General features: G+C 44.1%; 15 protein-coding genes. 4 read left to right on the forward strand and 11 right to left on the reverse strand.

The features are described 5' to 3' along the window. The first annotated feature begins 151 nt into the window (after positions 1 to 151). Entirely contained in the window at positions 152 to 829 is a 678-nt protein-coding gene (locus tag H539_RS0121255; protein ID WP_026695194.1) for a FadR/GntR family transcriptional regulator, read from the forward strand. Then, positions 826 to 2,064 (forward strand): CynX/NimT family MFS transporter, encoded by a 1,239-nt coding sequence (locus tag H539_RS29305; RefSeq protein WP_051348724.1) that lies wholly within the window; start codon positions 826 to 828, stop codon positions 2,062 to 2,064. Before H539_RS0121255 ends, H539_RS29305 begins: the two co-directional genes overlap by 4 nt. Positions 2,065 to 2,200: 136 nt before the next feature. Here the strand turns inward: H539_RS29305 and H539_RS0121265 are convergent, their stop codons facing one another. Then, positions 2,201 to 3,031: an aldo/keto reductase gene (locus H539_RS0121265; protein ID WP_026695195.1), complete on the reverse strand. Its 831-nt coding sequence runs from the start codon at positions 3,029 to 3,031 to the stop codon at positions 2,201 to 2,203. Positions 3,032 to 3,421: 390 nt separating this feature from the next. Here H539_RS0121265 and H539_RS0121270 point away from each other — a divergent pair, with 390 nt between their 5' ends. Beyond that, complete coding sequence (locus H539_RS0121270; RefSeq protein ID WP_026695196.1) at positions 3,422 to 4,138, forward strand: SDR family oxidoreductase; 717 nt, start codon at positions 3,422 to 3,424, stop codon at positions 4,136 to 4,138. A gap of 213 nt (positions 4,139 to 4,351) precedes the next feature. Continuing rightward, positions 4,352 to 5,242, forward strand: a complete 891-nt coding sequence (locus H539_RS0121275; RefSeq protein ID WP_026695197.1) for an aldo/keto reductase — start codon at positions 4,352 to 4,354, stop codon at positions 5,240 to 5,242. A 69-nt stretch (positions 5,243 to 5,311) separates the two neighbouring features. Here H539_RS0121275 and H539_RS0121280 read toward each other — a convergent pair whose 3' ends face one another. From H539_RS0121280 to H539_RS0121320, 10 genes are all read right to left on the reverse strand, one after another. After that, the gene (locus H539_RS0121280) at positions 5,312 to 7,036 is read right to left on the reverse strand and encodes a methyl-accepting chemotaxis protein (protein ID WP_026695198.1); all 1,725 of its coding nucleotides are present in this window, start codon (positions 7,034 to 7,036) and stop codon (positions 5,312 to 5,314) included. 250 nt (positions 7,037 to 7,286) lie between these two features. Beyond that, entirely contained in the window at positions 7,287 to 8,468 is a 1,182-nt protein-coding gene (locus H539_RS0121285; RefSeq protein WP_026695199.1) for an aminotransferase-like domain-containing protein, read from the reverse strand. A 19-nt stretch (positions 8,469 to 8,487) separates the two neighbouring features. After that, positions 8,488 to 9,270: an ABC transporter ATP-binding protein gene (locus H539_RS0121290; protein ID WP_026695200.1), complete on the reverse strand. Its 783-nt coding sequence runs from the start codon at positions 9,268 to 9,270 to the stop codon at positions 8,488 to 8,490. 2 nt (positions 9,271 to 9,272) lie between these two features. Beyond that, a complete protein-coding gene (locus H539_RS0121295) occupies positions 9,273 to 10,070 on the reverse strand; it encodes an ABC transporter permease (protein ID WP_026695201.1) in 798 nt (265 codons plus the stop codon). Positions 10,071 to 10,169: 99 nt separating this feature from the next. Then, the gene (locus H539_RS0121300) at positions 10,170 to 11,153 is read right to left on the reverse strand and encodes an ABC transporter substrate-binding protein (RefSeq protein WP_026695202.1); all 984 of its coding nucleotides are present in this window, start codon (positions 11,151 to 11,153) and stop codon (positions 10,170 to 10,172) included. An 18-nt stretch (positions 11,154 to 11,171) separates the two neighbouring features. Then, positions 11,172 to 11,453, reverse strand: coding sequence for a dehydroquinate synthase/iron-containing alcohol dehydrogenase family protein (locus H539_RS32905; protein ID WP_245602233.1), 282 nt, complete (start codon positions 11,451 to 11,453; stop codon positions 11,172 to 11,174). A gap of 18 nt (positions 11,454 to 11,471) precedes the next feature. Then, on the reverse strand, positions 11,472 to 11,831 hold the full coding sequence (locus H539_RS33460) for a dehydroquinate synthase/iron-containing alcohol dehydrogenase family protein (RefSeq protein ID WP_425414749.1): 360 nt from the start codon (positions 11,829 to 11,831) through the stop codon (positions 11,472 to 11,474). 30 nt (positions 11,832 to 11,861) lie between these two features. After that, a complete protein-coding gene (locus H539_RS33465; protein ID WP_425414750.1) occupies positions 11,862 to 12,263 on the reverse strand; it encodes an iron-containing alcohol dehydrogenase in 402 nt (133 codons plus the stop codon). A gap of 239 nt (positions 12,264 to 12,502) precedes the next feature. Next, on the reverse strand, positions 12,503 to 13,741 hold the full coding sequence (gene sstT, locus H539_RS0121310) for a serine/threonine transporter SstT (protein ID WP_026695203.1): 1,239 nt from the start codon (positions 13,739 to 13,741) through the stop codon (positions 12,503 to 12,505). Positions 13,742 to 14,343: 602 nt separating this feature from the next. Continuing rightward, the gene (locus H539_RS0121320) at positions 14,344 to 15,459 is read right to left on the reverse strand and encodes a mechanosensitive ion channel family protein (RefSeq protein ID WP_425414751.1); all 1,116 of its coding nucleotides are present in this window, start codon (positions 15,457 to 15,459) and stop codon (positions 14,344 to 14,346) included. Positions 15,460 to 15,645 lie beyond the last annotated feature (186 nt).

The following is a 15,645-nucleotide window of genomic DNA, read 5'->3' on the forward strand; positions in this document are numbered from 1 at the left end:
GAGAATCCCTTTAATTATTAAAGGGATTTTTTACTTATACACTTTAAAAAGCTTTTCCGTTTACCTTCAAACCTGAACAATTTTACCTCATCATATTAATGTGATATAGTATATCAGTACGTTAAACGTCGGATGTTTGGAGGTTTACCTAATGGATTTAAAAAAAACCAGGCGTTTATCGCTTGTAGAGCAAGTCACGCGTCAGATTGAATCGTTAATCCAAGACAGACATTGGCCGGTCGGCTACCGGCTGCCTGCAGAACCCAAGCTGGTGGAGGAGCTTGGCGTAAGCAGGAATACACTGAGGGAAGCAATCAGAGCACTTGTCCACTCCGGCCTTTTAATAACCAGACCCGGTGATGGCACCTACGTGGTTTCAGCCAGCGCTCTGGGGGCAGCACTTGACCGGCGGCTAAGGCAATCCAATTTACTGGAAACGTTGGAAGTAAGGCATGCACTCGAACGTGAAACAGCTGCGCTGGCAGCGGCAAGGCGTACAGATTCGGAGCTCGTACAGATACAAATGCATTTTGCTGAATGTCAAGAAGCCGTGCAGAGGAAAGACTACGATTTTTATCAAAAAGCCGATTTAAGGCTGCATGAATCCATTGTGGAAGCAGCACATAATCCATTGTTCATGGAACTTTATGAGCGAGTGGGACAATTTGTCCAATTATCCATCGGCGCCATGATTTTTGATCATCTGCCCGTACCTCACCAGGAGCTGGTTGAAGCAATCAGCAGGAAGGATTCTGCTGGAGCGGCTGCGGCCGTTGATGAATATATCGAACACTTTAAACAGAGAGTAAAAGCAGCATCGGAGGAATAACAGTGAAGTCAACTAAGATAAAAATACAGCAGGAACAATCTATATCGGGAGCTCTTCTTCTAATCATTGGTATCATCTTCATATCCACTAATCTAAGGTCTCCCTTAACCTCAGTAGGACCTTTAATCGGAACCCTTCGTGACAACTTAGGAATCCCTAATTCAATTATTGGTTTAATCACCACGATACCCTTACTAGCATTCGCCCTATTTTCATCGCTGGCGCCAAAGTTGTCCCGGCAGCTTGGATTGGAGCGCCTTCTTTTTATTTCATTAATTATACTTACACTTGGCATTGCGGTACGTTCTATTGCCGGAGAGTTCATGCTGTTTGCAGGAACCGTCCTAATAGGATTAGCAATTTCCGTGAGCAATGTTTTGCTTCCCAGCTTGATTAAACGGGATTTTGAGGATAAGGTCGGGCTGATGACAGGCGTTTATTCTGTGTCTATGAATTTATGCGGCGCCATTGCTTCAGGAATCAGTGTTCCACTGGCTGTCGGCATGCATTTAGGCTGGAACGGAGCGCTTGGTATATGGGGGCTTTTATCGCTGGTTTCAATCCTTTTATGGCTTCCGCAGCTGCGCAGGGCGGGTGGAGCAAAAACCATAACCTATAATCCCCATAAACCTGAGACAAATCTTTGGAAATCCAAGATTGCCTGGGGTGTCACTTTTTTTATGGGGCTTCAATCCTTGATTTTCTATGTGCTGGTTGCATGGCTTCCAGAGATTCTAATTGACAAGGGTGTTAGCAGCAGCACAGCAGGATGGATGCTGTCTCTAATGCAATTAGCTATCCTGCCCATTACGTTCGTCGTTCCTATTGCAGCCGGCCGCATGAAAAATCAAAAGAGCCTGGTCATTGTGACAGCAGTTTTATACTTTTTTGGTACCCTTGGACTCTTGTACGGCGGTTCGTACACCATTATAGCTTCCGTGATTTTGCTTGGCATAGGAGTAGGAAGCAGTTTTAGCTTAGCGATGATGTTCTTCAGCCTAAGAACACGGACTGCGCCTGAATCTGCAGAGCTGTCAGGCATGGCTCAGGCTGTCGGATATCTCCTGGCCGCTGTTGGACCTGCCATTTTCGGTATTCTGCATGGTATTACGAAAGGCTGGACAGTACCTTTATTGATTTTAATCATTACTGCACTGCTTCTTCTTTTGGCTGGATTAATTGCGGGCAGTAAAGGATTTGCAGGTTCAGAAAAAATAAAACAAGCCGCTGAGTAAGCGGCTTGTTTTATTTTGATTTGTTTAAGATTGCTGCAGGTTAAGCTGTCAGCAGCTGGACGAATTCGAAGTCAGGAAACTCCATCTCTGCAGGTATTCCTGTATTAAGGCTGCCCTCATTATTAGTGCTGATCAATTAAAGATCAAAGCTGTCCGGATTGGTCCCAACACGTTTGTTTTCATTTAATGAGCTGATTTTGTCCATTTCAGCCTGTGTTAATTCAAAATCAAAGATATCTGCATTTTCAATGATACGGGTTTCTTTGATAGACTTAGGAATCGTTACGACTTCATTTTGAATATCCCAGCGCAGAATCACCTGTGGAACGGTTTTGTTGTATGTTTTTGCGATATCCATTAAAACCGGGTTATTCAATAGCTGCCCGCGCATAAGGGGTGACCATGCCTCAAGCTGAATACTGTGCTTTCGACAATATTCATGTAATTCTTCCTGTGTTAAACTCGGGTGATATTCGACTTGATTCACCATTGGGACGATATCTGCATCATCGAGCAAATCCTCCAGATGATGGATGTGGAAATTACTGACGCCGATTGCCCGGACCCGGCCATCCTTATAAAGTTTTTCTATCGCTCTCCATGTCTCTTTATATTTGCCCTTTACCGGCCAATGAATGAGATATAAATCCAAATACTCCAATCCAAGCTTTTGCATACTTGATTCGAATGCGGCTAATGTTGATTCATAGCCTTGGTCATCATTCCACACTTTTGTGGTAATAAACAGCTCTTCCCGGGGCACACCTGATGCCTTAATGGCCTCTCCTACCCCATCTTCATTCTTGTAAAAGGATGCTGTATCGATGCTGCGATACCCATTTTTAATGGCAGCCTTAACAGAATTGAAAACCTCCTGCCCTTCTTCAACTTTGTACACACCTAACCCGAACCATGGCATTTTAACTCCATTATGTAAAACTGTATAATCCTGAAGACTTTTGATCATTTTTTATATCCTCCTCTTGCATTTTCCTATTCAAATGTATTTTCTCATAGCTATTTAAAAAAAGAAAATCAGCCGAAATATTTAGCAGTGAGATTAACATTTCAATCCTCCCTTAAGCATATTAGGTGAGAAATCTACAAGTAATGGGTAATATATGTATTATGCGTTAGAGCCTCGTAAGAAAGATAAGTACTCTCTTTTTTCGGTTCTGGCTTCAAAAACAAAAAGCTCCCATCAGCAGCAAAACAAAACATTTCAGCATTTAAACATGAAACAATAAAGTTTAGCTAAATAATAATGCTGATGGAAAAGGGGTAGGATGTTTAACCTGCAGCACTTCATTTTAGAATCTGCGAATAAACAGAAAGGTAATTAAAGGAGGTTTAAACTTTGTCGTTACAAGGAAAAAAAGTCGTGGTTTTAGGAGGTACATCCGGCATCGGCTTAGCAGCTGCTAAGGCGTTTCTCGATGAATCTGCTCATGTTATCATCGGCAGCCGTTCTGCATCAAAAATATCTGATGCTAAAGAACAGCTTGGAGGTAATTTGGAAGGTTATGAAATAGACTTCCGCAGCGAAGAGAATGTCGTTAACTTTTTCGAGAAGGTTGGGAAGTTCGATCATCTAGTAGTTACTGCTGGTGAAGGTGCCATGGGCCACTTTAGCGAGCTGCCGGTATCTGCCGTAAGAGATGCCTTTGACAGCAAATTCTGGGGGCAATACATGTCGGTTCGTGCCGCTCTTCCATACTTGAATGATGAAAGCTCTATTACATTAACTTCCGGGGTCTATGGTGTACGCCCTCCTAAAGGCGCAACAACACTCGCTTCCATTAATTCAGCAATCGATGGATTAGTGCGCGGACTTTCAGTGGACCTGGCTCCTATCAGAGTTAACGTTGTATCACCTGGTATCGTGGACACTCCTCTTTACAGCGGAATGCAGGAAAAAGATAGACAAGAATTATATAGCCAGATTGCCCAACAGCTGCCTGTTGGACGTATCGCCCAGCCTGAGGATATAGCTGAAACCTATGTTCACCTCGCAAAAAATAGGTTTACAACTGGTACATCAGTACTGATTGATGGCGGTGCTCATTTAGTCTAATCTTTTTATCAAAGTGGATTTTTTAATAGAAGTGGTGTGGAAGCGTAACTCAAGCATTTATCGCTCATCCTCACCCTTTTTTTCTTTCTTTCCGGGCCCGGTCCGCAATTAAAGAATGATCCGGCTGGTTCAGGAGATCCTACCATGATAGGAAGCGAATCAAAATCCGCCTCTACTTACACTCACTTTCATAAAAAGAAAGGGTCGAGCCTGATGAATGAAAAAAAAATAGAAGCAATTCGAAATTCATTAGCCAAGCGCATGGTAACCCTTCCAGACGGCACTTCCCTGCCTTGTTTGGGACAGGGAACCTGGTACATGGGGGAAAATCCTCAAATGAGAGACAAAGAAATCACTGCCCTGCAGCTCGGGATTGATTTGGGCATGACCCTGATTGATACCGCTGAAATGTATGGCGATGGCGGAGCTGAACGCTTGGCCGGTGAAGCCATTAAGGGGCGGAGAGACAGGGTCTTTTTAGTCTCAAAAGTGTACCCTCATCATGCCGGACAGGATATGATTTCTAAAGCATGCGAAGACAGCCTGCAACGGCTTGGAACAGACCATCTGGATTTATATCTTCTCCATTGGAGAGGCCGGATTCCCTTAGCGGAAACGATTGAAGGAATGGAAAAGCTGCGCCGGGAAGGAAAAATAGTAAGATGGGGTGTCTCCAATTTTGACACGGCAGATATGGAAGAGCTGTTAAATACACCAGACGGAGCAAATTGCGCGGTAAACCAGGTCCTCTATCACTTAGGTTCAAGAGGAATTGACTTCGATTTACTGCCATGGCAGCGTGAGCATAATATGCCGATAATGGCTTACAGTCCCCTTGCCCAAGGAGGGTCATTACGAAATCGGCTCTTAAACGACCCTGTGATTCTTGATCTTGCCGGAAAGTACAGGGTAACACCTTTACAAATCGCTCTTGCGTGGACCCTTCGCTCCGATCATGTCATCGCGATTCCAAAAGCAGTCCAAGAGGAGCATGTACTTGCCAATGCTGAGGCTGCAGCTATCCAATTCACTCAGGAAGATCTCATTAAACTGGATCAGGCATTCCCCAAACCTAATAGAAAAATGCCGCTGGATATTATATAAAACGAACAGGGAACCCCGAATTAGGAGTTCCCTGTTCTGCTTATTCCGTGACGGTATCAAATTATCAAATCAGTCCCGGCTGTTTAATTTGAACATCGACACGGAACTGTTTAGTTCTTCCGCTAAATTAGCCAATGCTTGAGACGCAGCTGAGGTTTGTTCTGTCGCGGCTGCTGACTCTTCACTGGCAGCTGCAATACTTTCCACTGACTTCATAACCTCGGCAGATTGCGCGGACTGCTGTTCACTTGCTGAGGCGATGCTTTCAATGGACTTCATTACTTCAGTTGTTTGTGCAGACTGTTCCTCACTGGCTGCTGCTATCTCGGAGACTCTTGATGAAGCCCCGCTGACCATCTCAATCATGGTCTTGAATGCATCTCCAGTCTTATGTGAGGATTGCACTCCCCCATGAACGGCGGCGGCACTGAGCTTCGTATTATTCTGAATCCCCTGGACGATAGCTGTTATTTCCTTCGTTGCCTCAACGGACTTTTCTGCGAGTTTTCGCACTTCGTTTGCAACCACTGCAAAGCCTTTTCCTTGTTCACCTGCACGTGCTGCCTCGATTGCCGCATTCAATGCTAATAAATTGGTCTGGCCGGCAATATCATTGATGACACCAATGATATTCCCAATTTTATCTGCATCCTTCACAAGGACTTCCATCTGCCTGCTTACATGATTCATCCCTTCAATAGAACCCTCCACAATTTCTCCGCTATCCTGTGCAAGCTGTAACATATTTTCTGAAAGCTCAGCGGTATGTTCAGCATTTCGGGCTACAGAATCAATAGCAACTGACAGTTCTTTGAACAGTTCCGCCATAATTTGAGAATCATTTGCCTGACTATCTGCACTTTTTACAATATCATGAAATAATTCCATAACCGTCTGGGCATCACTTGCCTGGCTTGTACCGGTGCTCGCAACCTCCTGGGTAGATGCAGATATCTGCTGGGCAGAAGATGCAACGCTTTCCGCAGACTGAACAATATGGCTGACTGTTTGGCGCAGACTTACCACCATTTGATTAATAGAAGCAGCCAGAACGCCGACTTCATCCTTGCTCTTAATGGTTATAGTTTGTGTTAAATCCCCCTGTGCCACATCAGCGACTAAATCAACGACCCTTTTAAGAGGTCTTGAAATTAATTGAGATAGAGCGTATCCATAACCGATACTCAACAGTACCGCAGCAGCAATAACCATGATAGTGATGAAGCGGGCAGAGCTATAGAGTGCGTTAGAATCCTCAGCCGATTTCCTGCTCAAGTCTATATTAAAATTGACTAAGTCCCTGATATTTTCTTGTACCTTATCCCCGGCAGCCTTAAAGTCAGGAGCCATTTCCAGATAACCATTAACATCATTGTCATACCCTAATTTTATAGCCTTTTCCAAATAGCTATAATAATCATCCAAAGCAGGTTTCAATCCATCCACACGCTTTTGCTCTTCTGGTATCATATAACTAGTTTCATATAAATGGATGGCGTCCTGAATTTCCTTTTGCCGTTGTCTGATCGTGTTTTGAAATTCATCTTTCTTATCTGGAGTTTTTGCAACCATAACTAAATCACGTATATTAACTCTGATATTCTGGTATGCTGTTTCAGCAGAACCCAGCTTACTGATTGGGATAACCCTCTCTTTATACATAAAATTCAGCTTTTCATTTGATGTTTGTAAATTCGTTAATCCATATACTCCGACAGCACAAAGTATAATAGCCATTACTACAAAGGATGAAATTAACTTCACTGAAGTTTTAAGATTGATGAACCATTTCATTTTTAATCCCCTATCCTCTTGATGTTTTTCTCAGTTGATCTCTTAGAACCATAAATATCTAAACATTAACTAATGAAATACCAGCACCTGTTTATATATCGGTAGCTTATTATGATGTTAAACAATAAAAAGAGGAAATTTTAAAAATATTCTCTTCACAAACACTTACGAGGGTCAGTTGGCTATAAACTCATACGAAGCTTGGTGAAACAATCCAAAGAAAAAGAGCATGTTTTTGGAACATGCTCTGCTAATACAAAACTTCTCCCAATCTCCTAATTCCCTCGATGATATCTTTCTCATCGGCATGGCTGAACGAAAGCCGCAAAAACTCGGACCTATCCTGTTGATCCAGGAAAAAGTACTTTCCTGGAATATATGAAACTCCCTTATCTAATGCCTCTGATAATAGCTGCGACGTGTCGGCATCCGGAATTCTTATCCAAACAAAGTATCCTCCCTTTGGGACATACCAGGAAACGGATTCCGGCAGAAATTGTTCCAGTGAACGGATTAGCACATCACATTTGGCGCGGTATACATCTTTTAGATGGCCGAGCCTGTTCTGAAAATCTATTTTTTCCAGGTACACGGTCATGGTACTTTGGGCGAATGGGTGATCCAGATCTTTTTTAAACCATTCCAAAGCCTTAATGAACCCGCTGTCTGCTGCTACCCACCCGATCCGCATGCCAGGAGCCACCACCTTGGAGAGGGAGCCTGCGTGGAGCACCTTCCCCTGTTTATCAAGAGACTTTAATGTTTGAGGACTTTCGCCAAAGGCTAATTCTCCGTATGCATCGTCCTCTAAGATTAGAAAATCGAACTTGGTGGAGAGCTCTAATAAATGCTTCCGGCGCTCGGTTGTTAAAGTGGTTCCTGTAGGATTTTGAAAGGTTGGGATGGTATAGAGAAAACGCGGCAGGGTGAGACCTGCCTGTTTTCTTTCTTCCAAAATGTCCTCAAAACGCACGGTTTGAATACCGTCCTCATCAACCGGGATGCCGATGATCTGGTTCGTATAGTTTTTGAAAATCTCCAGTGCTTCCATATAGGTGGGTTCCTCCACCGCCACGACTGCCTGCTCATCAAGAAGGATGCGGGCGATAAGATCAATCGCCTGGCAGGCACCGGATGTAATCAAAAGCTGATCCTCCCTTACATAGATTCCGCGCTCTGCCAGCCTCTTCAGGATCTGCTGCTTAAGACCTTGCACCCGCGGACTCCCCAGGTAATGGAGCGGCAAATCCTTCTCCTCATCAAGAAGTCTCGCTGCTGCGTCTTTAAGTTCCTCGACAGGCATGAGGGCGGGATCCGGATAGCCTGAGCTCAATCGGATGCAATCCTCTGGCAACTCCGGCATCCATGCACCAGGCGGATCATTTTGAAGGGCCGCTTTTATGTTTTTCGAAAAATAGGACTCCACATTCACTTCACCATCCGCCTTTCCATCAAACAGATTTTAAGCTTTCCTCTCTAATAAGGTACAGCAATTCCTCTTTATATTTAGCAAATTCCGGAGTTCCTTTTACACTGAACTCTCTCGGTCTCTCTAATGAAATAGGAACCTTTTTCTTCAAGCGTCCGGGTCTCGCGGTCATCAAATACACGGAATCTGCAAGGAAGATGGATTCATCCACATCATGCGTGATAAAAAGAATCGTCTTTTTTGACTCCTCCCAGGCTTTTAACAGAACCTCCTGCATGATATTTCTCGTTTGGGCATCCAGTGCTCCGAAAGGTTCATCCATTAAGAGAATCTTAGGATCATTGGCCAGGGCGCGGGCAATAGCCACACGCTGCTTCATGCCTCCTGATAATTGTATGGGATAATGGCCCCCGAATTGCTCCAGACCAATCAGCTGCAGATAATGCCCTGCCACATCATCCCGCTCTTTTTGGGATAATCCCTTTAATTTCAATCCGAACACAATATTTTCTTTCACAGTCAGCCATGGAAACAGGGTATAGGATTGGAATACCATTCCCCGGTCAGGGCCAGGGCCATTGATTTCCAGGCCATCCAGCAGTACCTGACCTGAAGTGGCTTCCTCGAGACCCGCGACAATCCGGAGAACCGTTGACTTTCCGCAGCCTGAAGGCCCCAGGATGGTAACAAACTCTCCGTCACTGATGGTAAAGGAAGTCTTCTCCAGGGCTGTAGTTTCACCCTTTTTCGTTTTGAAAACTTTCCCTACGTCTTTTATTTCCAGCTTTGGTGCATTTGCAGCCATACTTAAAAACCATCCTTTCTCATCCACGAAAACGAGGCGCGGTATATGCCTTTAAAGATCATATCGGTCAGGAGTCCCAAAATACCGATCGTGATAATGCCGACAATAATTTTATCAGGCTGAAGGAAGCGGGAGGCCTGCATGATCATATATCCTAAACCGCTTGACGCGCCCACAATTTCGGCTACCACCAAATACGTCCATGCCCAGCCAAAGGTAATCCGGAGCGTATCGACGATTCCCGGCAAGGATGCCGGGAGGATTACCTTCGTATAAACCTGGAACTTTTTCGCACCTAATGTATACGACACTTCAATTAACTCATTTTGAACATTCTTCGTTACATCCATGATCATGAGGGTCAGCTGAAAGAACGTCCCCAGGAAAATGACACTCATTTTCTCTGGCTCACCAAGGCCAATCCATAAAATTAATAAAGGAATAAAAGCTGAAGCCGGCATATAGCGGATAAATCCGATAATAGGCTCAAAGGCACCTTCCATGATCTTTAAAGAGCCCATCAAAATTCCGAGCGGGATCCCAATAATGGCAGCAGCCAGGAATCCGGCCAGCACCCTTGTAAAACTGATTCCGATATTGGACAGAAGATCCCCATGGATCAATAAGTCCGCAGCCGTCGCCAAGACAGCCGTCGGAGTCGGCAGGAATACCGGATTCACCAATCCGCCATAGCTGAGGATGGACCAGACGGCTAAAAATAAGATAAAGACGACAAGCCCTGCTGTAGTGTAAAGGGTTTTTGATATTTCTTTATTAGGCGTGAACCATTTTGTCCCCATATAAAAATCACCCAATTCTATCAAACTTTTAAAAGAGCCTGGCATATGGAGGCTTAAGACCATGTCATATGTCAGGCTCTGCTATTCATGATCAAGCTATTATTGGAAGCTGGAATCTATCAGATCTTCTGCTTTCGGCTCTTTTGTAATGATTTTTTGATCTTTATAGAAGCTGATTGCATTATCCGCGGATTGATAGATCGGTCCTTTGCTGCTCTTAGATCCAAATGCTTGTTTGTTGTCTTCTTTGGAATAGAACTTTAAGCCTTCCTCAGTGGCTGTGAATTCTTTTGGATCAATCTTAAGGCCTTCAGCCATAATCTTATCCGCTTCTTCTTTATGCTCTTTCCAATAATCCATCGCTTCACCCATCGCTTTTACAAATGCTTTTACATCGTCCGGGCGTTTTTTTACAACCTCTTCTTTAAAGCTGATGGTATCTACGATGATTCCAGGAAGATCCTTTGTGGTCAGCAAGACTTTGCCGTTTGCCTGCGATCCCTTTGATAGCCAAGGCTCCCATGTAACGGCTGCATCTACCTTGCCTGCTGCAAATGCCGCACCCGCATCACCGGCAGACATTTGGACAACCTTTACATCCTTTTCGCTCAATCCTCCTTGCTTTAACGCCGTCAAAGCGAGCATATGGCTGGTCGACCCCACCTCAAACGCCATGCTCTTGCCCTTCAGATCTTTAATATCCTTAATCCCTTTTTTCACGAGAATTCCGTCTCCGCCATGGGAATCGTCCAATACCCAGACCACATCCACCGGGATATCAGAAGCTGCCAATGTCACCTGGACGTCCAAAGCCGTAGCCATGCCATCAATTTTCCCGCTGGCCAAGGCTTGTTTACGTTCTGCGAGGCCTTCTACAATCGAAAGATCCACATCCACGCCATTCTTTTTGAAAAATCCTTTTTCCTTTGCTAAAAATAATGGGCCATATCCGGTCCAGGTTGGCAGGGTCACCTTCAGAGGCTCAGACGGCTTTTTGGCACTTCCAGATGACTCTTCTTTCCCGCAGGCCGCCAGTGCAAATACTACCAGCAGGGCACAAACCATAACAAAAGGCTTTTTCACATTCGTTCCTCCTAATATCTATGCATGTTTTAAAGACAGCATTTCATTTCCAATATAATCCGCCTGCTTTACCGCTTTTATTACCATATCAGGGGTTACCTTAAATGGCATATTCGCCATATCTTCAATCGTGACGGTCCCCTCTCCCAGCTGATTCCATTGAGCATGTGTCAGGCCATTGATTCCCATATGCTTCAACGTATATGGAAGACCGGCCTCCTGATAGAATTGAATGACTTCTTTGACTTCCTGGGCAGCAGCGCCCTCCATGCACAGCTGAGCCAAAATTCCAAAGGCCACAATTTCGCCATGATAAGACTAGTGAACCTCGGGGAAAATGGTCAGTCCGGAATAAATGGCATGCGCAGCTGCGGTCCGGCAATCATCCCCTCCATAGCCGCTTACACTTCCGCTTACCAAGATAATGGCATCCACCAGATCCTCAAATTGCCTGGTTGACCGGTGCGAGCCTGCCGAGGAAACCGCTTCTTTCCCTGATTCGAGCAAGGTTTGGTATAACTTCCCCGCAATAGCAATTGCTGTCTGGTTCAATACATTGGGTACCGCTTTTTTAATGGAGCATTTCGTTTCAAACCACTTTGCCAATGTATCCCCAATTCCTGCGATTAAATAACGGGCCGGTGCATGCAAGATGATCTTTGAATCTACTAAAACCAAATCCGGAGCTTTCGAATCCCGGCTGATCTCCTAAAACTCCCCTTCATCACTGTACAGGATGCTGATGGCAGTTGCCGCCGCACAGGTGGCCGCAATGGTCGGAATGGCCACGAGAGGTTTATTAAGGCGGTGTGCCAACGCTTTCACTGTATCAATCGCCTTCCCTCCGCCTGCTGCAATAAGAACATCAAAGCTTGCGGAGCTCAACTGCTGTTCAAGCCGGCTGATATTGGATGCTGAAGATTCGCCTCCGTACCATAGCGTTTTTTCAAGCCAAATCCCCTTCTCTGACAAACTCTTTCGCAGCTCACCTTCCACGGTTTCCCGGCTTATATTTCCTCCGATAAGCACGGCAGACTTACCAAACTTCTCTATGAAAACACCCGATTGGGATAATGCACCCGTTTCCCTGCAATACCTGAGCTGGGCCAATTGTTATCTTCAAAACAATCTCCCTTTCATTCTATGTATAAATATTAGTATTATTTTATAAATATAATTGTTAGAATATTTTATGTCAATATAATTCTCAAATATTTACATTGATCTATCAGCAAGCCCTATCATACATTCTTCAAACCCAAAAAAGAGCCTGACACTTGGGGGGTTAGTAAACCCTCCCTGTGTCAGGCTCATTGTTATGCAGCCATAACTTGTTTTTTTATTCTTTTTCAACCTGCTTTTTGGATTTTAAGAGTCTTTCCCTGCTTACGCCATTTCTTCATTTCTGCTGCTGCGGTGAAAAGAACGTCTGTGGAGGAATTCAGCGCCGTTTCACAGGAGTCCTGCAGAACCCCTATAATAAAGCCTGCTCCAACCACCTGCATGGCTGTATCAGCAGGAATCCCGAAGAGGCTGCATGCAAGCGGGATAAGCAGCAGGGAACCGCCCGCAACTCCCGAAGCACCGCAGGCGCATACAGCCGACAGGATGCTCAGCATGATGGCGGTAGGAAGATCCACATGTATGCCAAGTGTATGGACCGCTGCAAGTGTCAGTACAGAAATCGTAACAGCAGCACCCGCCATATTGATGGTGGCACCTAACGGAATGGATACAGAGTAGCTATCCTTATTCAAGCCAAGGTTTTCACTCAGCTTCAAATTTACGGGTATATTGGATGCGGAACTGCGTGTGAAAAACGCTGTAATTCCGCTCTCCTTTAAGCATCTAAACACAAGCGGATAAGGATTATGCCTGATTGTGACAAAAACGATGAGCGGATTGATGACGAGCGCCACAAAAATCATACAGCCCAGCAATACGGCAAGCAGTCTGCCATAGCCTAACAGAGCCGAGATGCCATTCTCTGTGATGGAATCAAATACCAGCCCCATGATTCCTAATGGAGCAAACTTAATCACCCATGCAACCATTTTCGAAACTGCTTCTGAGAAATTCGCAATCACCGTTTTGGTTGTATCAGAAGCATTTCGCATCGCCAGGCCAAGCATCACGGCCCAGGCTAATATCCCAATATAATTCGCGTTATAGAGGGCCTTTGCTGGATTATCTACCACATTCAGCAGCAGAGTTTTTAAAACCTCCACCACACCGCCTGGAGGCGTCACTCCATCCGCTCCCTTCGGAAGCTCCAGCGTGACTGGAAATACAAAACATGCAACAACCGCAGACAAGCCGGCCAAGAATGTTCCTAATAAATAGAGGAAGATAATTGATTTCATATTTGTTTGGCGGCCCTTCTTATGCTGGGCAATGGCCGACATCACCAGAAACAGCACCAAAATAGGAGCAATAGCTTTCAAAGCTCCAACAAATAATGCCCCCAGAATGGAAACAGGCCTGGCCGCATCCGGGATGGCAATGGCTAGGATCACACCAATGATCAACCCTGCAATAATTTGTTTTACAAGACTTACCTGATTCCACTTTTTCCATAGACTTTGCATGGATATTCCTCCCCTTTAGGTAAGATGGCTTTAACCATTGAATTTTCTGAAGCTGATAATATTCCGCACTAAAAAGACAAATGTCCGTGTAATAAATACTATTATAATAGATATCAAGTATATTACAATAATAGTTTTACTTATTATGAAAAGTTTAAATATTCAGTTTATAGTCGCTACAGCTATATCCTTCGGTCAGGAATATTATTTAGATAGAATTTTTAATCAACAACATGGTCTCTTATCAAACATTTTTGCTCTTCTAATTACCTTCTGATCCGCGCCGACGATCGATTGGATAAATAGAGGGAGGAATTTCCCTTATTTTGTAAAAACAGCTAAAATTATCTTAAATAGAGGGAGAGATTCCCTTTATTGACTTGATTAACAGGAAAAATGGGCATTATTTTTTATATAACGGTAAAATCTCCCCTTATATAACCCCTTATCGAGCTATCTTCAGCATATAAAGGTAAATTCTCCCCTTATTTTACGATCCAGAGAAATTTCAACAAGATGCTGATTCCCGCAACTGGGATCACAAAAAAAACAGCTCCTCTTGTTAAGAAGGGCTGCTGCCATAGATGATTGTTAAAAGGGATTCAATCGTAAGAACCCATTGTCTGGAAATCTTCAATTGTATCAGAGGATACATAAATAGTCCGGGCTGGGTAAGCCACTTCCACTCCCTCTTCCTCCATGATTCCCATGATTTCTAGATTGATAGTATGTTTGATCTTGAGATGCTCTGCCCAGACAGTTGTGTTCGTAAAAAAATACACAAGAATTTCCAGACTGCTTTCCTTGTAACGTTCAAACGCTGCCATGATCGTTTCCGGATGGACTTCCTTATGATTCCTCAAGAGCTCTTCGATCCGGTCGACTACTTTTTGTATCTTATCTTTTGGAGTTTTATAAGTCAGCGCCAGATGAAACGTGATTCGTCTTTTCCCCATCCTGCTCCAGTTGGTAATGGCCTCATTGGCAAGCGTAGCATTCGGGACGGTGACCAGCGCCTGGTCAAATGTACGGATCTTTGTGCTTCGGAAATTGATATCCTCTACCGTCCCTTCTACACTCGGAGTCAAAATCCAGTCTCCAATTGAAAAAGGCTTTTCCGTTACAATGACAATCCCTCCTATCAGATTCCCTACTGCTTCCTTCGCTGCCAACGCAAAGGCAAGACCACCGAGCCCAAGGCCCGCAACCAGGCCGTTTACATCATAATTAAACTCCTGGCCGATGATACTTAAGCTGATGGCAATCATGATCACACGAATCGCCCTTGAAATAAACGGAATCAAAATCAAATCGATCTTGTTATTAATTCTGCTATTTAAGCTGATTAAAATCCCCGCAGTAGGAGATGACAGATTAAATAATCCCCAAGTAATCAAGACAATGACCATGGACCGCAGAAATTTAATGAACAGCGCATTATGCTGCTCGATAAATGGAAAATAATCCATCGCCAAATACAAGCCGATTATGATAAAGAACCAGCCTAAGGGTCGTTCAAATCCGAGACAAATCTGGGTAATAATTTCAGTCGGCGTCTTCCTGGAGAGCTTCAAAATCAGCTGAAATACATACCTCGTAAATAAGTTCCTGAACAAAATAAACAAAAGCACAATTCCTATGGCGATTCCTGTATTTTTTAACATTTCAGAGTCTATATCCGACATCGAAAAAGCAATTGCAAATGAATCTAAAGACATTTTTTAACTACCTTCTCCCTTTTTATTCACATTCCTTGAATGCAGGAATCCGCATTATTCACGCCTGCATCCAAATATCTTAACTTCTTTCAGAGGATTTTTGAATGCTACTAAAGTCACAGTTCACGGAGAAGGGGCAGTCAGGTGAGATCCAATATAAAAAGCTGCCTGGATATCAAGCAGCTG

Origin of the sequence: Peribacillus kribbensis DSM 17871, assembly GCF_000430765.1 — a bacterium.
GTDB classification, from domain to species: Bacteria; Bacillota; Bacilli; order Bacillales; family DSM-1321; genus Paraperibacillus; species Paraperibacillus kribbensis.